The sequence below is a fragment of the Pseudoroseomonas cervicalis genome (assembly GCF_030818485.1).
Lineage (GTDB): Bacteria > Pseudomonadota > Alphaproteobacteria > Acetobacterales > Acetobacteraceae > Pseudoroseomonas > Pseudoroseomonas cervicalis_A.
In genome coordinates, this window is sequence record NZ_JAUTAJ010000004.1 from 1257209 (window position 1) to 1278206 (window position 20998).

The following is a 20998-nucleotide window of genomic DNA, read 5'->3' on the forward strand; positions in this document are numbered from 1 at the left end:
AGCCGATGAAGCTGGAGCGGAGCACGGTTGCCGCCCCGTGACCGCTTGGCCCGGTCGCCTTATCCTGGCCAAACTTCCGTAGGAGTTCTTCGCCGGCCATGTCCGCGCCCCTGACCCATCGGCCAACGCCGGCCCGAGCGCCCGCCAGGCGGAACCCCGCCGCGGCGCCGGGCGCCCTGCCCCGCCCTTGCCCTGCCGGGACGGGAGCGCCCTGATGGCCATGGCCCCGCGCGGCGCCCCCGCCAACCTGCTCTCCCAGGCGATCGCCGCCTGCCGGCGCGAATTCGTGGCGGTCGGCCTGTTCAGCGGCGTGGTGAACCTGCTGCAGCTCACCGTCTCGCTCTACATGATGCAGGTCTTCGACCGGGTGCTGGCCACCCGCAGCCTGGACACGCTGAGCTTCCTGACGCTGATCGCCATCGCCGCGCTGCTGCTGCTGGCGGTGCTGGAGGCGGTGCGCAGCCGGCTGATGCAGCGCTGCGCCAGCTGGATCGAGGCCCGCGTCGCGCCGGAGGGCTTCGAGCGCGCCATGGAGGCGCAGCTGCGCGGCCGCCCCTACCGCATGGAGGCGCTGCGCGATCTCGGCTTCTGCCGCTCCTGGCTGGCCTCGCCCGGGGCGCTGGCGGTCTATGACGTGCCCTGGGTGCCGGTCTATCTCGGCGCCATCTTCCTGCTGCATCCGGTGATGGGCTTCATCGCGCTCGGCGGCGCGGTGCTGCTCTTCCTGCTGACGCTGCTGAACGAATTCGCCACCTCCAACCTGCTGAAGCGCGCCTCCAACGCCGCTCTGGTCGGCCAGCGGCGGGCCGATTCGCTGGCCCGCAATGCCGAGGTCATCGACAGCATGGGCATGATGCCGGCGGTGAAGCGCCGCTGGCATGACAGCCTGCAGGAGGGGCTGGCGCCGCAGATGCAGGCGGCCGACCGCGCCGCGCTGCTGCTCTCGGCCACCAAATTCTTCCGCCTCGCCGTGCAGCTCGCCATCCTCGGGGTCGGCGCCTATCTGGTGCTGCGGCAGGAGCTGACCTCCGGCGCCTCGATCGCCGGCTCGATCATCATGGGCCGGGCGCTGGCGCCGGTGGAGCAGCTGATCGGCGGCTGGAAAGGCCTGGTGCAGGCGCGCCAGGCGCTGAAGCGCCTCTCCGGCTTCCTGGCGCAGCCGCGCATCCGCCCGCCCGGGCTGGCGCTGCCCGAGCCCACCGGCAGGCTCGCCGCCGAACGTGTCACCTACGGCCTGCCCGGCCAGGCGGTGGCGATCATCAAGGGCGTCAGCTTTAACCTCGACCCGGGCGAGAGCCTGGCGGTGATCGGCCCCTCGGCCGCCGGCAAGACCACGCTGGTGCGGCTGCTGATCGGCACGCTGGCGCCCAATGCCGGCACGGTGCGGCTGGACGGCGCCGATGTCTTCACCTGGAAGCGCGAGGATTTCGGCCGCCATGTCGGCTACCTGCCGCAGGATGTCGAGCTGTTCGACGGCAGCGTGCTGACCAACATCGCCCGCATGGGCGAGGCCGATCCGGAGCAGGTCTTCGAGGCCGCCAAGCTCGCCGGCTGCCATGAGATGATCCTGCGCCTGCCGGCCGGCTACGACACCGAGATCGGCGAGGGCGGCGCGCATCTCTCCGGCGGCCAGCGGCAGATGATCGGCTTGGCCCGCGCCATGTTCGGCAACCCCAAGCTGGTGGTGCTGGACGAGCCCAATTCCAACCTGGATGGCGATGCCGAGGCGGCGCTGCAGCGCGGCGTCGAGCGGCTGAAGGCGCGCGGCTGCACCGTGGTGCTGGTCTCGCACCGCCCGGCCCTGGTGCAGGCGGTGGACAAGGTGCTGCTGCTGAAGGATGGCGCGGTGGAGATGTTCGGGCCGCGCGCCGAGGTGCTGAAGCGCGTGATGGGCCCGCGCCCGGCCGAGATCGGCAACCAGCCGGTGCCGCGCCTGGCCGCCCAGGGCGGCGGTGGCGCGGCCCCCGGCGGCGGCGCCCCTGGCGGCCCGACCCCGCCCGCCCCGCCGCCCGGACCGCGACCCGCCCAGCCCGGAGGTGCGGCATGAGCGTCACCACCCTTCCCCCCTCCGGCGCGCCGCAGCCTGCCGAGCCGCGCCGCCCCAGCCTGCCGCCCCTGGCGCCGGAGCTGCCGGCCATCCCCGCCCGGCCGCGCACCCGCGGCACGCTGGTCTTCGGCCTGGCGGCGACGCTGCTCTTCGTCGGCGGCTTCGGCGCCTGGTCGGCCTTCGCGCCGCTGGCCGAGGCCGCCATCGCCCCGGGCCAGATCCGCTCCGAGGGCAGCCGCCGCACCATCCAGCATCTGGAGGGCGGCATCGTGCGCGAGATCCTGGCGCGCGACGGCGACCGGGTGCGCGCCGGCCAGGTGCTGATGCGCCTCGACGATGTGCAATCGGCCACCGGGCTCGAGACGCTGCGCGCCCAGTACTGGGCCTTCCTGGCGCAGGAGGCGCGGCTGGATGCCGAGGCGCGCGGCGCCAGCGAGATCGCCTTCCCGGCCGAGCTGCGCGACAGCAACGACCACCGCGCGCTGGAGATCATGACCGGCCAGCGCACCCTGTTCGCGGCGCGGCAGACCTCGCTGCAGAGCCAGCTGCAGGTGCTGGAGGCGCGCATCGCCCAGCATGACGCCACCGCCGCCTCCGCCCAGGGGCAGATCGCCAGCCAGCGCCGCCAGCTGGAGCTGATCCGGCGCGAGGAGGCCAGCGTGGTCGAGCTGGTGCGCCAGGGGCTGGAGCGCATGCCGCGCCTGCTGGCGCTGCAGCGCAATGTCGCCTCGCTGGAAGGCAACATGGTCGATCTGAACGGCCAGGTGGAGCGCGCCCAGGCCTCGGCCGAGGAGGCGCGCAACCAGATGCAGCAGCTGCGCGACCAGCGCCTGGCCGAGGTCACCGGCGAGGCGCGGGAGAACCGCACCCGGCTGCACGAGGCGACCGAGAAGCTGCGCGCGGCGCAGGATGTGGCGATGCGGCGCGAGATCACCGCGCCGGAGGACGGCACCATCCTGGGCAGCCGCTTCTTCAACCTCGGCGCCGTGGTGCGCGCCGGCGAGCCGGTGATGGAGCTAGTGCCCGCCGAGGACCGGCTGGTCGCCGATGTGCAGCTCTCGCCCACCGATATCGACGTGGTCTATCCCGGCCTGCAGGCCGAGGTGCGGCTGCCCGCCTTCAAGCAGCGGCTGGTGCCCTTCCTGCACGGCCATGTCACCTATGTCGCCAGCGACGTCACCACCGATGAGCGGACGCGCGCCAGCCATTACCGGGTGCAGATCGTCATCGACCAGGAGCAGCTGGCGCGGCTGGAGAATGTCTCGCTGCGCGCCGGCATGCCGGTGGAGGCGCAGATCCAGACCGGCAGCCGCAGCTTCTTCCGCTACATGATGCAGCCGGTGCTGGACAGCTTCCACCGCGCCTTCCGCGAGCAGTGAGGGGGCGCCGCCTTCCGCCGCACCGCATCGGACCCTGAGGAGAACCCGACCCGATGACCGACAAGACCACGCTGTTCGCCGACGGCATCCTGGAGGCCAGCGTGCATTACGGCGTCACCCGCATCACCCTCGCCCAGTCGGGGGCGGAGGGAAAACCGGTGCCCTGCGGCCAGCTGATGATCCCGGTGGTGCAGTTGCCGGCCTTCGCCAACAGCCTGCTGGCGCTGCTGAAGCAGATCGACAGCAAGGTGAAGCAGGCGCAGCAGGCGCAAGGGACCGCCCCGGCCGCCACCCCGGCCGAGGCCGGCGACAGCGTGCCCGGCGCCTTCCGCTTCTCCGGCTGAGCATGCGGCCGCGCCAGGTCGCGCTGGCGGCGCTGGGGGCGGGCCTGCTGGCCCTCGCCCCGCCCGCCGCCGCGGCGCCGCCCCCGGCCGAGGCCGCGCCGGTGCCGATGCTCCAGGCGATCCCGGCCGCCAGCCCGGCCCAGGCCTGGGCCACGGTGCCCGGCCCTGCGCCGGGGCCGGCGCGCAGCATCGGCGGCCATGGCCTGGGCTGCATCGCCGGCGCCGAGGCCATGCCGGCCGAGGGGCCGGGCTGGCAGATGGTCCGCCTCTCGCGCAACCGCTTCTGGGGGCATCCGGCGCTGCTGGCCAGCCTGCGCGGCCTGGCGGCGCGGGCGCAGCGCGCCGGGCTGCCGGCGCTGTGGATCGGCGATCTCGGCCAGCCGCGCGGCGGGCCGCTGCCCTGGGGCCATGCCAGCCACCAGCTGGGGCTGGATGCCGATATCTGGTTCGAGCTGAACCCGAAGCCGCCCACCACCCCGGCGCAGCGCGAGCAGATCGAGGTGCCCTCCCTGGTCCGCCCGGATGGCATGGATATCGATCCGCGCCGGTACACGCCCTCGCATGCGCTGCTGCTGCGGCTGGCGGCCGAGGATCCGGCGGTGGACCGCATCTTCGTCAACCCGGCGATCAAGCAGGCGATCTGCCGCGACCATGCGGGCGAGCCCTGGCTGCGCCGGCTGCGCCCCTGGCGCGGGCATGATTCGCATTTCCACATCCGGCTGCGCTGCCTGGCCGGCCAGGCGCAATGCCAGGACCAGGCCCCGGTGCCGGCCGGCGATGGCTGCGATGCCAGCCTGGCCTGGTGGTTCTCGCCCGAGGCGCGGCAGCCGCCCCCGCCCCGCCCGCCGGGCCCGCCGCCGCGCCTGCCGGCGGCCTGCGCGGGGGTGCTGGCGGCGCCGGGCTGAGCCGGCGGCGGCGCCCGCCGCCAAGGCCGGATCCGGTATGGCCGCTGCCCGCCGGCGGGATGCCGGCCCCGGCCCAACCCGGGCCCAACCCTAGCCCTGGGCGTCGATCAGCGTCTCCGCCGCGACCACGCCGAGGAAGCGCCAGGCGGCGCCCTGCGGCTGGAACAGCGCCATGGCGCCTTCCGGGAATTCCGCCTGCGACAGGCCGCGCCCCAGCACCAGCCCCAGCGGCACGATATGCCCGACCAGCACCCGGTTGCCGCCCACCACCGGCCGCGCCAGCAGCGCCGAGACCTCGGCCGCGTCCTGCCGCGGGTCGCGCCGCGTATAGTCGTCGGCCACCAGCGCCGGGTGGAGCTGCGCCGCGCCGAAGGCCAGCTCCGCCGTGTCGCGGGCGCGGAAGACCGGGCTGGTCAGCACCTCGGCCACCGGCACCCGCAGGCGGCGCAGCGCGACGCCCAGGGCGCGCGCCTGCGCCTCGCCGGCCTGGCTGAGATTGCGCTGCGCCGCGCGCTGCTCCAGCACGCCGGTATCGGCCTGGGCGCGGTCGGTGATGCCGTGGCGCAGATACAGGTTCAGCCCGCCGCGCCGCAGCAGCCGCAGCGCCTCAGCCGCGCCGAGCAGCCCGCCCGGCGCCTCGCCCGGGCCGCCGCGCGGCGCGGCGCGGCCATTCGGCGCCGGCTGCGCCACGCCGCCGCGCGGCACCGGCGCGGCCGCCAGCGGCAGCAGCCAGAGATGGCGGCGGCGCATCCGCCTCAGCCGCGCAGCGCCAGGGCCAGCACCGGATCGTCGGTGGCCATCATGTCGACGCCGAGCGACAGCGCGCGGCCGATGCCGGGCGCGTGGTTGGCGCCCCAGACGCCGATGCGCAGCCCGGCCTGGCGCAGCCGCTGCGCCAGCGCCTCGTCCAGCGCGGCGATATGCGTCTCGACCGTGTCGAAGCCATGCGCGCGGGCGACGCCCACCACCCCCTCGGCGCCGATGCTGGCCAGCAGCCCGGGCTCGAACAGCCAGATCACCCCGGCCAGCCCGCCGGCGCGCTGCGCCGCGGCGGCGAGGTCGGCCTCGAAGGAGATGATGCGGCACTGGGCGCGGATGCCGGCCTCGTCCAGCACCGAGAGCGTGCGGCGCAGCAGCGCCGGGTCGGGCGCCTGGCCGGGGGGTGTCTTCAGCTCGACCTGCAGCTGCATCGCCTGGCCGCGGAACAGCGCGGCGAGCTCGGAGAGCAGCGGGATCTTCAAATGCCCGGCGCCGCGCAGCCGCAGCTGCGCCAGCTCCGCCGCGCCGCGCGACGAGACCGGGCCCTGGCCCTCGGTGGTGCGCTGCAGCGTGGTGTCATGGATCACCACCGGCACGCCATCGGCGCTCAGATGGATGTCGCATTCCGCCTGCTCGATCGGCAGGGCGAGGCTGTTGCGGAACGCCTCCAGGCTGTTCTCGGGCCAGAGGAAGGCGCCGCCGCGATGGCTGACGATCTGCGTGGGCGGGGTCTGCATGATGGCAAGCTCTGCCCTGCCGTGGCTTCTGGCGCAACCCGGCCATGCCCGATACACTCGACGTAAATCTCCCGCGAGGTCGTGACATGCCCCTCCTGCTGGTAGCCCACGATCAGCCGGCCGATGGTGCCGCGGCGCTGGAGGATGCGGTCTGGCAGCTGGCCGAATCGCATCTGACGCTGCCCGGTTCGCTGCTGGTGGAGAGCGCCGTCTCGGCGCCCTACCTGGTCGAGCATCTGCGCGGCGCCATGCGGCGGGCCGGCTTCGGCGGCGCGCTGCTGGTCACGCCGCTCAGCCAGCCGAGCTGGGACGGGCTGTCCGCCGAGGCGGAGGAATGGATCCGCAGCCGGCTGGGCTGATCCCCGGCCCCGCCCCGGCGCCCCAGGATGAGATGATGCTGCCAAGGCTTGCCGCCCGACTGCGCTCCCTTCGCCCGGCCCTGCTGCTGGCCGGCGCGGCGCTCGCCGCCCTGCCGGGGCCCGGGCTACCCGGTGCCGCGCGCCCCGCCGCAGCGCAGCCGGCCCAGCCTCCTGCGCCGACACATGCCCCTGCCCCCGCACCCGCGCCCGGCCGCAACGGCCTGCCGCCGGGGCTGGGCGCGCTGCACGCCGCCCCCGCGCGCCCCGCGGCGCCGGGCGAGCCGGTGCAGCTCAAGGTGGTGGGCGGGCTGGCCAATGTCGCCCAGTACACCCGCTATGAGGAGCCCTTCTGGCGCCGCCGCATCGCCGAGCTGACGCATGGCCGGGTGGTGGCGGAGATCGCGCCCTTCGACCGCGCCGGCTTCCGCGCCGAGGAGATGCTGCCGCTGATGCGGCTCGGCGTCGTGCCCTTCGGCACCGCCCTCGTCGCCGTCGTCTCCAGTGAGGAGCCGGAGTTCAACGCCGTCGACCTGCCCGGGCTGAACCCGGACATCGCCACGCTGCGCCAGACGGTGCGGCTGTACCGGCCGCATCTGCAGCAGCTGCTGCGCGAGCGCTACGGCATCGAGCTGCTGGCGGTCTACACCTATCCCGCCCAGGTCACCTGGTGCTCGCGCCCCTTCTCGGGGCTGGCCGATCTCGCCGGGCGGCGCATCCGCACCTCCTCGGTCGGCCAGGCCGAGCTGTTCGAGGCGCTGGGCGCCACCTCCGTCGTCATCCCCTTCGCCGAGGTGGTGTCGGCACTGCGCGCGGGCGTGGTGGAATGCGCCGTCACCGGCACGCTCTCCGGCAACACCGTCGGGCTGCATGAGGTGACCAGCCATATCCACGCCATGGCGCTGACCTGGGGCGTGTCGATCTTCGCCGCCAACCAGGCCGCCTGGGAGGCGCTGCCGGAGGATGTGCGGCGCAGCCTGCGCGCCGGCCTCGCCGATCTCGAGCGCGACATCTGGGACGCGGCCGAGCGCGAGACCGGCGAGGGGCTGGACTGCGCCACCGGCCGGCCCGGCTGCACCAGCGGCCGGCCGGGGCGGATGACGCTGGTGCCGGTGACGCCGGCCGATATCGAGCGCCGCCGCGCGCTGCTGACCAGCACCGTGCTGCCGCGCTGGGTCGATCGCTGCGGCGCCGACTGCACCCGGGCCTGGAACACCTATCTCGGCCCCAGCCTCGGCATCATGGCCCGCGGCGACTGATGCAGCAGTTCCGACGCATCCGTCTGGCGATCCTGCTGGCGGCGGTGGCGCTGCTGGCGGGGCAGTGGTTCGCCACCTCCCTGCTGGTCGGTCGCGCGCGGGAGGCCGCGATCGGCAGCGCCACCGACACGGTCAACCGCATCGCCCGCGCCGTCGAGGCCTCGCTGAACCGCAACCTGGTGCAGGTCGACGCCATGCTGGCCGGGCTGCCGGCGATCCTGGCGCCGCTCTCCAGCGCCGGGCGGCTGGACCAGGGCGCGGTCAGCCGGGTGCTGCGCGAGCTGAACAACCAGAACTTCACCTTCCGCGACGTGCTGCTGATCGGCCCGGACGGCATGCCGGTGGCGACCGGCCTCGCCGTCTCCCGCCGCCGCCCGCTGCCCTTCGCGCTGGAGGGCGCCTTCGTCGAGACCGCGCCGCGCGCCGGCGCCGTGCTGATCGGCGGGCCCTTCCGCAACCCGGCCACCGGCGAATGGTCGCTGTTCATGGCGCGCCGCGTGGTGCTGCCGGAATTCGGCCAGCTGCTGGCGGTGGCCGAGCTGCCGGTGCCGGTGATCGGCTCGCTGCTGGCGGTGGGCGGCGAAGGTGCCGGCCTGCGCATCACGCTGGAGCGCGACGACGGCACGCTGCTGGCCAGCCTGCCGCATGACGAGACGCGCATCGGCACGCGGCTGAGCCCGACGCTCGCCCGCCGCATCGACGAGGTCGGGCCGAACAGCGTGGTCGAGGTGCAGAGCCGCTTCGACAATGACCGCGCCCTCTCGGCGGTGCGGCCGCTGCTCTATCCGGCGCTGTCGCTGTCGGCCAGCATGAAGATGGCGACCGCCCTCGCCGACTGGGAGAAGGAGCGGGTCCGCGCCCTGGCGATCAGCCTGGCCTTCGCCGCGCTGGTGGCGGCGCTGGCGGCGGCGCTGATCCTGGCGCTGCGCCAGCGCGAACGCATCGAGGCCGAGCGCACCCGCTGGCGCGCCATGCTGGAGAATGCGCTGGATTCCATGACGGACGGCTTCGTCATGTGGGACGCCAATGACCGGCTGGTGGCGTGCAATGCGCGCTACAAGGATTTCTACCAGGTCAGCGCGCCCTTCATCGAGCCCGGCGCGCATTTCGACGACATCATGCGGGAGGGCTTCTATCGCGGCCAGTACCCGCAGGCCGGCGAGGATCTGGACGCCTTCCTGGCCGAGATGCGGCGCTGGCACCGCGGCGACAACCCGCCGATGGAGCGGCTGCTGCCGGATGGCCGCTGGGTGCTGATCACCGAGCGGGCGACGCCGGGCGGCGGCACGGTGGGCATCCGCACCGACATCACCGAGCTGAAGCGCGCCATGCAGGAGCTGGCCGGGGCGCGCGACGCCGCCGCCGCCGCCGGCGAGGCGAAGAGCCAGTTCCTGGCGCGGATGAGCCATGAGCTGCGCACCCCGCTGAACGGCATCCTCGGCTTCGCCCAGGTGCTGCTGAACGACCCGCGCCTGGCGCCCGACCAGCGCGAGCAGCTGCGTGTGCTGCACGAGGCCTCGCGCCACCTGCTCGAGCTGGTGAACGGGCTGCTCGACCTGTCCAAGATCGCCGCCGGCAAGCTGGAGCTGCAGCCGCTGCCGACCGCGCTGGCGCCGCTGCTGGAGCGCAGCGCCACGCTGCTGGCGCCCGAGGTGCAGCGCAAATCGCTGCATTTCGTGCTCGACCTGGCGCCGGACCTGCCGCCGGCGGTGCTGGTGGATGCGACGCGGCTGCGCCAGCTGCTGCTGAACCTACTGTCCAATGCGGTGAAGTTCACGCCCGGCGGCGGCCGCGTCACGCTGCGCGCCCGCAGCCTGGGCGATGGCCCGGGCATCCGCCTGGAGGTCGAGGATACCGGCCCCGGCGTGCCGGCCGAGCAGCGCCACCTGCTGTTCCGCGATTTCGTGCAGCTGGCGAGCCCGATCGCCATGCCGCATGAGATCGGCATCGGCACCGGGCTCGGCCTGTCCATCGCGGCGCAGCTGGCCGAGCTGATGGGCGGGCGCATCGGCTATGAGGGTGGGCGGCAGGAGGGCGCGGCGGGCCCGGGCTCGATCTTCTGGGTCGAGCTGCCGCTGCCGCCCGCCGCCCTGCCCGAGGCCGAGCCGGCCGAGCCGCGCGCCGCGCCGGCGCGGCTGCCGCAGCCCGGCGCCCTGCCGCTGCAGGTGCTGGTGGTCGACGACGTGCCGGCCAACCGGCTGGTGGCGCGCGCCATGCTGACCAGTGCCGGCCACCATGTCACCTGCGTCGAGGATGGCGCGGCGGCGCTCGCCGCCGTGCAGCAGGGCAGCTACGACCTGGTGCTGATGGATCTGCAGATGCCGGTGATGGACGGGCTGGAGGCGACGCGCCGCATCCGCGCCCTGCCCGCCCCGCGCGGCAAGGTGCCGGTGCTGGCGGTGACCGCCTCGGCCATGCCGGAGCAGGTGGAGGCCTGCCGCATGGCCGGCATGGATGGCCATCTGGCCAAGCCGATCGACCGCGAGACGCTGCTGCGCATGGTGCGGCAATTCGCCGAGGCGCGCCCCGCCGGCGCCGCCCCGCCGCCGCGCGAGCCCGAGGCCGGCCCCGCCCCGCCGCTGCTGGACGCCGCCGCCGGCCAGGCGCTGATGGCCGATCTCGGCGCCTCCGCCGCCGCGGTGCTGACCGAGTTCGTGGCCGAGCTGGAGCGCGGGCGGGACAGCCTGCAGGCGCTCTCCGCCACGCCGGAGACCGGGCAGCTGCGCGCCACGGTGCACCGGCTGCTGGGGGTCGCGCGCACCATGGGGGCGCGCCGGCTGGCGCGGGCGCTGGAGGAGATCCAGCGCGCCGTGGCGCAGGGCCAGCCCACCGCCGAGCCGCTGCAGCGCGCCCGCCAGGCGCTGGAGGAGACGCTGCCGGCGCTGCGCAACTGGCTGGCGCGGCAGGGCGGCGCCGAGACCGGCTGAGCGCCGGGAAAGCCGAGCCAGGCCGCCAATGATCGAGAGCCAAGTCATCGGGAGCCAAATCATCGAGACGGGCGGCACAGCGCGCCGCGCCGCCGCGTGGCAGAGTGGCGCCTCACCCAATGCGGAGGCGCCTGCCATGTCCAGCGAACTCGACCGCCTGCAACGGGACCTGGCCGCCGATCCGGCGCTGGCCGCCTGGCTGCGCGCCGAATGGGCGGCGGCGCCGAGCCTGGCGGCGTTGTCGGCGCGGCTGCGCGGGCGCGGCTACGACCTGCCGGAGACGCTGCTGGCCGCGCCTGAGGGCCTGTCGCAGGGCGAGCTGGACGGGGTGGCGGGCGGCACGCGCGGGGCCAGCTCGGGCGGGATCCGCCCGCTCTTCTAGGCGGCGCCCAGCGCCCGCAGCAGCGCCTCGGCCCGCGCCGCGACCCCGGTCCTCGGCAGCGCCAGCAGGCGGTAGCCGAGCCGGGCATAGGCCCGCTGCAGCCGCGCATGCTCCTCCATCGCCTCCGCCAGACCGTGCCGGCGCTCGGCATCCTCGGCATAGAGCGCCGGCCAGGGCGGGGTGAGGAAGACGGTGCCGTGGTAGCGATGCGCCCGGCCCAGCCGCTCCAGCGCCGGCTCCCCCGTGGCATGCTCCAGCGCCGCGGCGGCATCGACCAGGCCGCGGTCGAAGAACACCCAGCCCGGCTGGCCCCGCATCGCCGCGCGGTCGGCCAGCGCCAGGTCGATGGCGCGGCGGGCGAAGGCGGCGAGATCGACCCAGGGCAGCGCGGCGCCGCGGCCCTGCAGCTCCGCCTGCACGATGCGCCGGCCCGGCTCCGCCACCACGGCATGGCCGCGCCGCGCCAGCTCCGCCAGCAGGGTGGATTTGCCGCCGCCGGAACAGCCGGACAGCACCACGAAACGCGCGCTCATGCCGGGCTCAGGGCAGCGCCGCCAACCGGTCGCCCAGCAGGGCGAAGAAGCCGTCGGCGTCCAGCCCCTCCAGCAGCCGGGCATTGCGCGGCGCCGTGCCGCGGCCCCAGCGGTCGATGCGGGTGCGGCCGCGGTCGCGCCCGTCCAGCACCACCTCCGCCGCCACCGCGCGATGGGTGAAGAGCTGCGGCGCCACCAGCCAGGCGACGGCGCAGGGATCGTGCAGCGGCGCGCCGCGATGGCCGAAGCGGCGCGAGGGCGGCACCGCCTCCAGGATCGCCAGCGCCGCCGCCAGGCAGCGCCCGCCCCCCTGGCCGCCCCCCTGGCCACGCAGGCGGGCGATGCGCTCCGGCGTCACCAGCGCCTGGGCGGTCAGCTCCAGCGTCGCCAGCGTCACCGGGGGGCCGGCCTGCAGCAGCAGCGCCAGCGCCTCCGGATCCATGGCGGCGTTGAATTCGGCGGCCTCGGTCCAGTTGCCCTCGCCCAGCGCGCCGGTCATCAGCACGATCTCGGCGACGCGGTCGGCCAGCTCCGGCTCGGTCGCCAGGGCCAGCGCCAGGTTGGTGGCGGGCGCGATGCCGAGCAGGGTGAGGCTGCCGGGCGCCGCCTCCCGCAGCGCCGCGCGCAGCGCATCGGCGGCCAGGCCCGGCGCGGCGGGTTTTCCTTCGGGCAGCACCACACCGGCCAGCCCGTCCTGGCCATGCACCCGCGTCTCGGGGCGGAAGCGGCCGATCAGCGGCCGGTCGGCCCCGGCCAGCAGCGGCACGGTGGCGCCGGCCAGGCCGAGCACGGCGCGCGCATTGGGCAGGGTGCGCTCCAGCCCGACATTGCCACCGGCGACGGTGACCAGGCGCAGATCGATCTCGGGCGAGGCCAGGGCCAGCCACAGCGCCAGGGCGTCATCCGTGCCCGGGTCGCAATCCATCAGCACGCGGCGCGGGGCGGTGTCGGTCATGCATCTCTCTTGGATGGAGTGGGAATGGGTGGCGGGGCGGCCCGGCGGGACGGACAGGCGGGACGGACAGGCGGGGGCGCCGCGTTGCGGCGGGGCGGGCAGCATGCCAGTTTGCGCCGCAGCGAACCACCGCCCCTCCCCGGCAGCAAGAGAAGCCCGCCCATGTCCAGCCCGCGTCTCGGCCCGCTCGCCGCCATCCTCCTGGCGGCACCGCTGCTGTTGCTGCAGCCCGGCGCGGCCCTGGCCCAGGCGGTGGCGTCCACGCCGGCACAGGAGACGCTGCGCATCGGCATGGAGGGCGGGCCGACCAGCCTCGACCCGCATTACGCCAGCATCATCACCAACATCGCCTATAGCCGGCATGTCTTCCAGCCGCTGGTGCAGCAGGACCACCGGCAGCAGCTGCGCCCGGCCATCGCCACCGCCTGGCGCGCGGTCAATGAGCTGACCTGGGAATTCCGCCTCGACCCCGCGGCGCGCTTCCACGATGGCAGCCCGGTGACGGCGGAGGATGTCGCCTTCACCCTGCGCCGCGCCGGCGACGTGCCGAACTCGCCCTCCTCCTTCCGCGTCTACACCAGGCCGATCGCGGCGGTGGAGGCGGTGGATCCGACGACGATCCTGATCCGCACCACGGCGCCGACGCCGCTGCTGCCCAACTACCTGTCGCTGGTGATGATCGTCTCCAAGGCGCAGGGCGAGGCGGCGACGACGGCCGATTACAACAGCGGCCGCGCCATGATCGGCACCGGGCCGTACCGGCATGTCTCCTGGCAGCCGGGCAGCCCGCTCGTCTTGCAGCGCAATGAGGAGTTCGCCGGCCCGAAGCCGGATTTCGCCCGCGTCGAGTTCCGCCCCATCGCCAATGCCGGCGCCCGCGTCGCGGCGCTCACCGCCGGCGATGTCGACCTGATCGAGATCGTGCCGCCGGACCAGTTCCGCCGCCTGGGCAGCGATGCCCGCTTCGCCACCGCCGAGAGCCCGTCCAACCGCCTGCTGTTCCTGACGCTGGACAGCGACCGCGTCGACAGCCCGCATGTGCGCGCCCGCGATGGCGGGCCGATCGCCAACCCGCTGCGCGACCCGCGGGTGCGCCGGGCGCTGTCGATTGCCATCAACCGCGACGCGCTGGTGCAGCGCGTGCTGCAGGGCCAGGGCGTGCCGGCCGGCGATCTGGGCCCGGCCGGCTATTTCGGCACCTCCCCCGACCTGACGCCGCCGCCCTACGACCTCGAAGGGGCGAAGCGCCTGCTGGCCGAGGCCGGCTATGCCCAGGGCTTCGCGCTGCAGGTGAACGGGCCGAATGACCGCTTCGTCAATGACGAGCAGGTGGTGCAGGCCATCGCCCAGATGTGGACCCGGCTCGGCCTGGTGGCCAGTGTCGAGACCCGGCCGCGCGGCGTCTGGCTGGCCGAGGCGGCGCAGCTGAAATACTCGGTCAACCTGGCCGGCTTCTCGCCCAACCCCGAGGTGCTGGGCATGCTGGAGACGCAGATCCATAGCTGGAACCCGTCGCTCGGCCTCGGCACCGCCAATCGCGGCCGGTTCAGCAACACCGACCTCGACGGGCTGATCCAGAAGGCGCGCCAGACCATGGACGATGCCGAGCGCGCCGCGCTGACGCAGCAGGCGACCCGCGCCGCGCTGCGCGACCAGACGGCGCTGATCCCGCTCTATTTCCAGGTCAACACCTGGGCGATGCGGCGCGGCCTCGCCTATGAGGCGCGCACCGACGAGATGACGCTGGCGATGAGCGCGCGCCGAGCGCCCTGAGCCGGCCCGCACTGAGCCGGCCCGCCAGGGCCGGGCGGGGCGCGGCGGAGAGCCGCCTCGCCCTCCGTGCTCTCATATGATAACCTGATGAAAGGGGTGGAACGGCGCCCCGACGAGGAGAGGCCACAGCGATGGACGGACGCGACCCGGGTGCGGCGCAGGGGATCGAGCTGGCGCCGCTGTCCCCGCCGGCCAATCTGACGGCGGAGCTGGTGCGCCGGCTGGCGGCCGAGATCCGCGCCGGCAGGCTGAGCCCGGGCGACCGGCTGCCGACCGAGCAGGCGCTGATGCGCCAGGCCGGCGTCTCCCGCACCGTGGTGCGCGAGGCGGTGGCCGCCTTACGCGCCGAGGGGCTGGTGCTGACCCGCCAGGGCGTCGGCGCCTTTGTCGCCGACCCTTCGGCGCGCGGGCAGATCCGCATCGACCCGGCCGAGATGCGCTCGCTGCAGGATGTGCTGCAGGTGATCGAGCTGCGCATCGCCATCGAGAGCGAGGCGGCGGGGCTCGCCGCCGAGCGGCGCGACGCGGCGGCGCTGGAGCGCATCCAGCAGGCGGCGGCCGCCTTCGAGGCGGCGGTGCAGGCGGGCGAGAGCGCCGTGCAGCAGGATCTGGAGTTCCACCGCGCCATCTTCGCGGCGACCGCCAACAGCTTCTTCCCGCGCTTCCTGGAATTCCTTGGGCCGATGCTGATCCCGCGCCAGACGGTGCGGCCGCAGCTGGAGGAGGGCGAGGCGCGCACCGCCTATCTGGAGCGGGTGCAGGAGGAGCATGCGCGCATCGCCGCGGCCATCACCAGCGGCCAGGCGGCGGCGGCGCGCAGCGCCATGCGCCGGCACCTGACCGCCAGCCGCGACCGCTATGCCCGGCTGGCCGGCCGGCTGAGCGCGGCCCAGCCGGCGTGAACCGGCGGGCTGCGCTCCGGCCGGGCTGAGCCGGCGCCGCACAGCCCGGCCGGCCCGCCGCGCGCCGGACGGGCTGGGCCGTGGGCGCCCCGGCGAAGCGCCGGGGCGGGGAGCTCAGGGCGCGGCCTCGGACAGGAAGGCGAGCAGGCTGCGCGACAGCGCCTCCACCTCCTCCACCGTGCTCGATTCATCGGCCGCGCCGGGGCGCTGGCCCGGGCGCAGCAGGCCGCCCTGCATCAGCTCCACCAGCCCGGCGTGGCTGGCATGGCCAAGCGGCGAGGGCTCGGTCCCGGCATAGGCGCGGAAGGGCTGCGGCCCATAGCCATGGCCCCAGCGCAGCGCCTGCTCCCAGCGGGCCAGCTGCGCGCCATCATCCGGCCGGCCGACCGCGGGCTGCAGCGACAGGCGGCGCAGCGCCAGGGCGCAGCCGCCGGGCAGCGCCGGCAGCCCGGCCAGGACCTGGCGCAGCTCGGCCTCCGCCGCCGCCTCGCCCTCCGCCGCGCCGAAGCGGCGCAGCAGGCGCAGCAGGCAGACCGGCGCGCCGCCCTCCGCCTCGGCCGGCACGACCCGCACCGACAGCACCGACAGGCCGGGCACCGGGCTGCGCGGGTCGCCGGCGCGCGCGGCCAGGGCGGCGCGCAGCTCCATCAGCCGCTCCAGCACCGGCAAGGCGGCGGCGCCGGCGGCGGCGGTGCCCTGGGCGGTGATGCGGATCTCGAATTCCAGGCTGCCCGGGGCGCCGGACCAGCGCCGCGGCCCGGCCAGCCCGCCCAGATTCAGCAGCGGCCCCGCCAGCTCCCCCTGCGCCGCCAGGGCGCGCAGGGCGTGGCCGGGGCCGTTGGCGGAATCGGCGGTGAACAGCAGCACCGGGTCGTGGCGCAGCCGCAGCCCGACCGCGTCGGCCACGCACATCGCCGCCCAGCTGGCGGCGATCGCGCCCTTCACCTGGGCGATGCCCAGGCCGTAGAGCCGGTCGCCATGGCGCGTCAGCGCATGCGGCGGGCGGGTCCAGCCCGGGGCGGGGCCGGCGATGCCGAGCGGGAAGAGCAGCGTGCAGGGCGGCCGGCCGGTGCGGCGCGCCGCCACCAGGCTGGGCGGGCCGCCGCCGGCGGCCACCGCGCGCAGGCCGAAGCCGAGCGGGGCGAACATGTCGCGCAGCGCGTCGCGCAGCGCCTCTCCGGCCGGGGCCGGCGCTGCGCCGGCGGCGACCAGCCGGCCGAGCGCGTCGATCCAGCCCGTGGCGCCGAGCAGCGGCGCCGCCAGCGCGAGCCGGTCGAGCCCGTCACCCGCCTCGAGCAGATCGGAGGAGGGCCCCACCTCCCACGGCATCGCGCATGCTCCTGGCCGCCCCGTTTCGGGCCGGCCCTCGCACGGCGCACCATCGCGCCGGCGGGCATGGATTAGCAGTGTGGAGGGCGGCGCTGCAGGGGGCCGGACCGGCTCGCACGCCTTGTTGAAGCGGCTGAGGCGCAACCATTGAGGTTAAGCCTGATCACGACCATATCTGGAACCGGTTCAGGGCGGGCTTCCCGGCGAGCCGGCGCCGCTCCTGATACCGGTCCGCCCGGCGCCGATTCGGGTTGGAAGAGGGGCTATTCCCTCCCCGCCCCCCGTCGCGGGGCAGCGGCGCGGCCCTGGGACCGCGCCGTTCCTGGTCCCGCGCGACACCCGGCCGGCAGCCGGGCGCCGCGCCTCAATGCCGCGCCGCGCCGCGCCTCAATGCCGGGCCGCGCCGCGGCGGGGCCCCGAGCGCTCGCCGCCACGGTCGCGATAGGGCGGGCGCGGGCCGCGCGGCGCCTGGGCCGGCATGCCCTCGGCCATCTGCTCCACCCGGATATGCGGATCGTCCGCATCCGGCCGGCGCGCCGCGGCGGCGAAGCGCGAGGCGGCGGCGGGCGCCACCTCGAACTGCGTCTCGCGGCCCAGGATGCGGATGCGGCCGATCTCGTTGCGCTGCACCCCGCCGCGACGGCAGAGGAAAGGCAGCACCCAGCGCGGATCGGCGCGCCCGTCGCGCCCGACATTCATGCGGAACCAGATGCCTTCCTCGCCCCGCGGCTCGCGCGGCTCCCGCACCGGGCGGCGCAGATACTCATCCGGCGAGGCCAGCTCCTCCGGCGCCGGCAGCGGCGCGCGCAGCACCTTCACCAGCGCGGCGGCCAGCGCCTTCGGGTCGGCGCCGCCGGAGAGCAGCGCCTCCGCCACGGCGACATCCTCGGCCGAGGCCTCCTCGGCCAGCAGCGTGCCGGCCTGGGCGGCCAGCCGCTCGGCATCCTTGGCGCGGATCTCCTCGGCCGCCGGGGCCGGGCCCCATTCGGCCTGGACGCGGGCGGCCATCAGCAGCCGCTCGGCGGTGCGGCGGCGATTCGGCGGCACGATCAGCACCGAGATGCCCTTGCGCCCCGCCCGGCCGGTGCGGCCGGAACGGTGCAGCATGGTCTCCGGCTCCTTCGGCAGCTCGGCATGGATGACCAGGCCGAGATCCGGCAGGTCGATGCCGCGCGCCGCGACGTCGGTGGCGACGCAGACCTGGGCGCGGCCATCGCGCAGCGCCTGCAGCGCGCGCGACCGCTCGGCCTGCGACAGCTCGCCCGACAGCGCCACGGCGGAGAAGCCGCGCTCGGCCAGGTTGGACTGCAGCCGGGTGACGGCGGCGCGGGTCGAGCAGAAGACGATGGCGCGCGGGCTGTCGGACAGGCGCAGCAGGTTGACCACCGCGCGCTCGGTGTCCTGCGGCGCCACCTGCACCGCCTTGTAGGCGATGTCGCGATGCTGCCCGCCCTCGGCCTTGGCCGAGATGCGCAGCGCGTCGCGCTGGAAGCTGCCGGCCAGGCGCTCGATCTCCGGCGGCACGGTGGCGGAGAAGAGCAGCGTGCGCCGCTCCTCCGGCGCCGCGCCGAGGATCATCTCCAGCTCCTCGCGGAAGCCGAGATCGAGCATCTCATCCGCCTCGTCCAGCACCACGGCGCGCAGCGCCTCGGGGCGGAGATTGCCGCGGTCGAGATGGTCGCAGAGCCGGCCCGGCGTGCCGACGACGATATGCGCGCCCTGCGCCAGGGCGCGGCGCTCGGCCAGCGGGTCCATGCCGCCGACGCAGCTGACCACGCGGCCGCCGGCCGCGGCATAGAGCCAGGAAAGCTCGGCGCGCACCTGCAGCGCCAGCTCGCGGGTGGGGGCGACAACGATGGCCAGCGGCGCGCCGGCATGCGGCATGCGCTCGGCCCCGCCCAGCAGCTCGGGCGCGAGGGCCAGGCCGAAGGCGACCGTCTTGCCGGAGCCGGTCTGCGCCGAGACCAGCAGGTCCCGCCCGGCCGTCTCGGCCTCCAGCACCGCCGCCTGGACGGTGGTGGGCTCGGCATAGCCGCGCTCGGTCAGGGCGCGCAGCAGCGCTTCAGGCATCACAGGAAAAGGCATGTGTTCGAAAAATCCGCCGCGTATCGGGTGGGGCGCCCCCTCAGGGGCCGCCGGGGATATGGGCGCGGCACCTCCCCCCTTGCCACCCGTGAGCGGGCGCATCCTCGGGGCCATCGGCCGGCCAGTGCGCGGGTCCTACAAGGTTTCCGCGCGCTTTGCACGCGGCGCGTGGGCCTGGGATAGAGCCATGCAGGACGCGCATGAAGAAATCGCCACGCGCCCGCTTGCACCGCCAGCGTGATTTCCCCATTCTCCGCACCGGAAGGGGACTATACCTTCCCGCGGGGATTTGACGGATGCAGCTTGCGCCGCGACACCAAGTGCTAAAGCGCCAGGAAGCCGGGCTGCGGTATGCGGGGGAGACGCCCCCGCACCGCCGGTCGCTTCGTGGATCATCCGACCGGTTTGTTGGAGAGCCCGAGGTGCCCATGATCTGTCGAATGCCCCGCCGCTAGACCCGGCCACACCGCGCGCCCAGCTGAGCCGGGCCAGGCGCGCCCGCTTCCCCGACGTCACTGGAATTGCCATGTCTTCTGCCGCTGCCGCGACGGGGCCCGCCCCCGCCACGAAGGATGCCGCCATCCGGCTGCATGACCTCAGACGCCGCTTCGCCGGGCGCGGCGGGGCCGAGGTCCGCGCGCTGGACGGCGTCTCCCTGCAGGTGGCGCCGGGCGAGATCTACGGCATCGTCGGCCGCTCGGGTGCCGGCAAATCCACGCTGATCCGCTGCGTGAACCTGCTGGAGCGCCCCGATTCCGGCGAGGTCCGGGTGCTGGGCGAGGATCTGCTGGCGCTCGACGATGGCGCGCTGCGCGACCGCCGCCGGCGCATCGGCATGGTGTTCCAGCATTTCAACCTGCTCGCCTCCCGCACCGTCGCCGACAATGTGGCCTTCCCGCTGGAGGTCGCCGGGGTGCCGCGCGCCGAGCGCGCGTCGCGCGTGGCCGAGGCGCTGGCGCTGGTGGGCCTGGCCGAGAAGGCCGGCGCCTATCCGGCGCAGCTTTCCGGCGGGCAGAAGCAGCGCGTCGGCATCGCCCGCGCTTTGGCCCCGCGCCCGAAGATCCTGCTCTGCGACGAGGCGACCAGCGCGCTCGACCCCGAGACGACGCAGGAGATCCTGGCGCTGATCAAGCGGCTGCGCGACCAGCTCGACCTCACCGTGCTGCTGATCACCCATGAGATGGCGGTGGTGAAGGAGATCTGCGACCGCGTGGCCGTCATGGAGCGCGGCCAGGTGATCGAGGAGGGGCGCGTCTTCGACGTCTTCACGCGTCCTGCCCACCCGACCACGCGGCGCTTCATCGCCGACACCATCGGCCATTCCGTCCCGCCCGGCACGGTGGCCCGCCTGCCCGCCCCGAATGCCGGGGAGGAGCGGCGCCTGCTGCAGGTGCTCTTCGCCGGCCCGCACAGCACGCGCTCGGTCATTTCCGAGGCGTCGCGCCGCTACGGCCTCGACCTCAACATCATCTCCGGCCGCATCGACGAGATCGCCGGCGAACCCTTCGGCCTGATGGCGCTGGCCGCCTATGGCGCGCCGGAGCGCATCGACGCGGCGCTCGCCTGGTTCGCCGAGCTGGGCCTCGCCGTCACCCCCCTCACCGAGGCTGAGATCCACGACCGGGCGGAGGCTGCCTGACATGATCCCCTGGCTTTCCCCGATGATCGAGCAGCTCTTCTACGAGGCTGCGATCGAGACCCTGACCATGGTGGCCGCCGCCGCCGGCATCGCCGTGCTCTTCGGCCTGCCGCTGGCGCTGCTGCTGCACGCCACCGCCCCGGGTGGCCTGGCGCAGAACGGGCTGGTCAACCGCCCGCTCGGCCTGCTGATCAACGCCGTGCGCTCGACCCCCTTCATCATCCTGATGGTGGCGATCGTGCCCTTCACCCGCATCGTCGCCGGGACCTCGATCGGCACGGGCGCGGCCATCGTGCCGCTGGCGCTCGCCGCCACCGCCTTCATCACCCGCCTGTTCGAGACCGCCCTGCGCGAGGTCGATCGCGGCGTGGTCGAGGCCTCGCGCGCCATGGGCGCCACGCGGCTGCAGATCCTCTGGAAGGTGCTGGTGCCCGAGGCGATGCCCGGCCTGGTCGCCGCCATCACCGTCACCCTGGTCAGCCTGGTGGGCTATTCCGCCATGGCCGGCGCGGTGGGCGGCGGGGGCCTGGGCGATCTCGGCATCCGCTTCGGCTATCAGCGCTTCATGCCGGAGGTGATGGCCAGTGTCGTCGCCGTGCTGATCCTTTTCGTCCAGGGGCTGCAATCGCTGGGGGACTGGCTGGTCCGCCGCGTCAGCCACCGCTGAATCATCCGATCACCAACAGC

At 74.8% G+C, this 20998-nt stretch carries 18 protein-coding genes; 12 read left to right on the forward strand and 6 right to left on the reverse strand.

From position 1 onward, the window contains the following. Positions 1-214 precede the first annotated feature (214 nt). From QE401_RS09730 to mepA, 4 genes are read left to right on the forward strand one after another with little or no spacing between them, the layout of a single operon-like run. A complete protein-coding gene (locus QE401_RS09730) occupies positions 215-2047 on the forward strand; it encodes a type I secretion system permease/ATPase (protein ID WP_307138010.1) in 1833 nt (610 codons plus the stop codon). Next, positions 2044-3426 carry an HlyD family type I secretion periplasmic adaptor subunit gene (locus tag QE401_RS09735; protein ID WP_307138011.1) on the forward strand — a complete coding sequence of 461 codons (1383 nt, stop codon included), beginning with the start codon at positions 2044-2046 and terminating at the stop codon, positions 3424-3426. Before QE401_RS09730 ends, QE401_RS09735 begins: the two co-directional genes overlap by 4 nt. Positions 3427-3479: 53 nt before the next feature. Further along, positions 3480-3770 carry a hypothetical protein gene (locus QE401_RS09740; protein WP_307138012.1) on the forward strand — a complete coding sequence of 97 codons (291 nt, stop codon included), beginning with the start codon at positions 3480-3482 and terminating at the stop codon, positions 3768-3770. Between the two features lie 2 nt (positions 3771-3772). Continuing rightward, entirely contained in the window at positions 3773-4675 is a 903-nt protein-coding gene (gene mepA / locus QE401_RS09745) for a penicillin-insensitive murein endopeptidase (protein WP_307138013.1), read from the forward strand. Between the two features lie 90 nt (positions 4676-4765). Here the strand turns inward: mepA and QE401_RS09750 are convergent, their stop codons facing one another. After that, complete coding sequence (locus QE401_RS09750; RefSeq protein ID WP_307138014.1) at positions 4766-5425, reverse strand: histidine phosphatase family protein; 660 nt, start codon at positions 5423-5425, stop codon at positions 4766-4768. Between the two features lie 5 nt (positions 5426-5430). Next, positions 5431-6171 carry a glycerophosphodiester phosphodiesterase gene (locus tag QE401_RS09755; protein WP_307138015.1) on the reverse strand — a complete coding sequence of 247 codons (741 nt, stop codon included), beginning with the start codon at positions 6169-6171 and terminating at the stop codon, positions 5431-5433. An 86-nt stretch (positions 6172-6257) separates the two neighbouring features. On the opposite strand from QE401_RS09755, the gene QE401_RS09760 reads away from it, so the two are divergent. From QE401_RS09760 to QE401_RS09775, 4 genes are all read left to right on the forward strand, one after another. After that, positions 6258-6530 (forward strand): hypothetical protein, encoded by a 273-nt coding sequence (locus QE401_RS09760; RefSeq protein WP_307138016.1) that lies wholly within the window; start codon positions 6258-6260, stop codon positions 6528-6530. 35 nt (positions 6531-6565) lie between these two features. Beyond that, on the forward strand, positions 6566-7786 hold the full coding sequence (locus tag QE401_RS09765) for a TRAP transporter substrate-binding protein (protein WP_307138017.1): 1221 nt from the start codon (positions 6566-6568) through the stop codon (positions 7784-7786). Continuing rightward, entirely contained in the window at positions 7786-10713 is a 2928-nt protein-coding gene (locus QE401_RS09770) for a response regulator (protein ID WP_307138018.1), read from the forward strand. Before QE401_RS09765 ends, QE401_RS09770 begins: the two co-directional genes overlap by 1 nt. Before the next feature lie 136 nt (positions 10714-10849). Further along, complete coding sequence (locus tag QE401_RS09775; RefSeq protein ID WP_307138019.1) at positions 10850-11095, forward strand: hypothetical protein; 246 nt, start codon at positions 10850-10852, stop codon at positions 11093-11095. Here QE401_RS09775 and QE401_RS09780 read toward each other — a convergent pair. Both QE401_RS09780 and QE401_RS09785 read right to left on the reverse strand, forming a co-directional pair. Then, on the reverse strand, positions 11092-11628 hold the full coding sequence (locus QE401_RS09780) for an AAA family ATPase (protein WP_307138020.1): 537 nt from the start codon (positions 11626-11628) through the stop codon (positions 11092-11094). The two genes, QE401_RS09775 and QE401_RS09780, sit on opposite strands and share 4 nt — an antisense overlap. 7 nt (positions 11629-11635) lie before the next feature. After that, complete coding sequence (locus tag QE401_RS09785; RefSeq protein ID WP_307138021.1) at positions 11636-12583, reverse strand: nucleoside hydrolase; 948 nt, start codon at positions 12581-12583, stop codon at positions 11636-11638. A gap of 162 nt (positions 12584-12745) precedes the next feature. Between QE401_RS09785 and QE401_RS09790 the strand changes: the two genes are divergently transcribed. Continuing rightward, a complete protein-coding gene (locus tag QE401_RS09790) occupies positions 12746-14356 on the forward strand; it encodes an ABC transporter substrate-binding protein (protein ID WP_307138022.1) in 1611 nt (536 codons plus the stop codon). Between the two features lie 131 nt (positions 14357-14487). Further along, a complete protein-coding gene (locus QE401_RS09795; protein WP_307138023.1) occupies positions 14488-15258 on the forward strand; it encodes a FadR/GntR family transcriptional regulator in 771 nt (256 codons plus the stop codon). Positions 15259-15372: 114 nt separating this feature from the next. Here QE401_RS09795 and QE401_RS09800 read toward each other — a convergent pair whose 3' ends face one another. Both QE401_RS09800 and QE401_RS09805 read right to left on the reverse strand, forming a co-directional pair. Beyond that, positions 15373-16587, reverse strand: coding sequence for a zinc-binding metallopeptidase family protein (locus QE401_RS09800; RefSeq protein WP_307138024.1), 1215 nt, complete (start codon positions 16585-16587; stop codon positions 15373-15375). 387 nt (positions 16588-16974) lie between these two features. Continuing rightward, entirely contained in the window at positions 16975-18672 is a 1698-nt protein-coding gene (locus tag QE401_RS09805; protein WP_307138025.1) for a DEAD/DEAH box helicase, read from the reverse strand. Positions 18673-19198: 526 nt separating this feature from the next. Here QE401_RS09805 and QE401_RS09810 point away from each other — a divergent pair. Continuing rightward, positions 19199-20311 carry a methionine ABC transporter ATP-binding protein gene (locus QE401_RS09810; RefSeq protein ID WP_307138026.1) on the forward strand — a complete coding sequence of 371 codons (1113 nt, stop codon included), beginning with the start codon at positions 19199-19201 and terminating at the stop codon, positions 20309-20311. Position 20312: 1 nt separating this feature from the next. Continuing rightward, a complete protein-coding gene (locus QE401_RS09815) occupies positions 20313-20978 on the forward strand; it encodes a methionine ABC transporter permease (RefSeq protein WP_307138027.1) in 666 nt (221 codons plus the stop codon). Positions 20979-20998 lie beyond the last annotated feature (20 nt).

What these genes read in the sequence shown, in the direction of transcription:
- QE401_RS09730 (WP_307138010.1), top strand. Translation starts at nt 215, where the DNA reads ATGGCCATGGCCCCGCGCGGCGCCCCCGCCAACCTGCTCTCCCAGGCG.
- QE401_RS09735 (WP_307138011.1), top strand. Translation starts at nt 2,044, where the DNA reads ATGAGCGTCACCACCCTTCCCCCCTCCGGCGCGCCGCAGCCTGCCGAG.
- QE401_RS09740 (WP_307138012.1), top strand. Translation starts at nt 3,480, where the DNA reads ATGACCGACAAGACCACGCTGTTCGCCGACGGCATCCTGGAGGCCAGC.
- mepA (WP_307138013.1), top strand. Translation starts at nt 3,773, where the DNA reads ATGCGGCCGCGCCAGGTCGCGCTGGCGGCGCTGGGGGCGGGCCTGCTG.
- QE401_RS09750 (WP_307138014.1), bottom strand. Translation starts at nt 5,425, where the DNA reads ATGCGCCGCCGCCATCTCTGGCTGCTGCCGCTGGCGGCCGCGCCGGTG.
- QE401_RS09755 (WP_307138015.1), bottom strand. Translation starts at nt 6,171, where the DNA reads ATGCAGACCCCGCCCACGCAGATCGTCAGCCATCGCGGCGGCGCCTTC.
- QE401_RS09760 (WP_307138016.1), top strand. Translation starts at nt 6,258, where the DNA reads ATGCCCCTCCTGCTGGTAGCCCACGATCAGCCGGCCGATGGTGCCGCG.
- QE401_RS09765 (WP_307138017.1), top strand. Translation starts at nt 6,566, where the DNA reads ATGCTGCCAAGGCTTGCCGCCCGACTGCGCTCCCTTCGCCCGGCCCTG.
- QE401_RS09770 (WP_307138018.1), top strand. Translation starts at nt 7,786, where the DNA reads ATGCAGCAGTTCCGACGCATCCGTCTGGCGATCCTGCTGGCGGCGGTG.
- QE401_RS09775 (WP_307138019.1), top strand. Translation starts at nt 10,850, where the DNA reads ATGTCCAGCGAACTCGACCGCCTGCAACGGGACCTGGCCGCCGATCCG.
- QE401_RS09780 (WP_307138020.1), bottom strand. Translation starts at nt 11,628, where the DNA reads ATGAGCGCGCGTTTCGTGGTGCTGTCCGGCTGTTCCGGCGGCGGCAAA.
- QE401_RS09785 (WP_307138021.1), bottom strand. Translation starts at nt 12,583, where the DNA reads ATGACCGACACCGCCCCGCGCCGCGTGCTGATGGATTGCGACCCGGGC.
- QE401_RS09790 (WP_307138022.1), top strand. Translation starts at nt 12,746, where the DNA reads ATGTCCAGCCCGCGTCTCGGCCCGCTCGCCGCCATCCTCCTGGCGGCA.
- QE401_RS09795 (WP_307138023.1), top strand. Translation starts at nt 14,488, where the DNA reads ATGGACGGACGCGACCCGGGTGCGGCGCAGGGGATCGAGCTGGCGCCG.
- QE401_RS09800 (WP_307138024.1), bottom strand. Translation starts at nt 16,587, where the DNA reads ATGCCGTGGGAGGTGGGGCCCTCCTCCGATCTGCTCGAGGCGGGTGAC.
- QE401_RS09805 (WP_307138025.1), bottom strand. Translation starts at nt 18,672, where the DNA reads ATGCCTTTTCCTGTGATGCCTGAAGCGCTGCTGCGCGCCCTGACCGAG.
- QE401_RS09810 (WP_307138026.1), top strand. Translation starts at nt 19,199, where the DNA reads ATGTCTTCTGCCGCTGCCGCGACGGGGCCCGCCCCCGCCACGAAGGAT.
- QE401_RS09815 (WP_307138027.1), top strand. Translation starts at nt 20,313, where the DNA reads ATGATCCCCTGGCTTTCCCCGATGATCGAGCAGCTCTTCTACGAGGCT.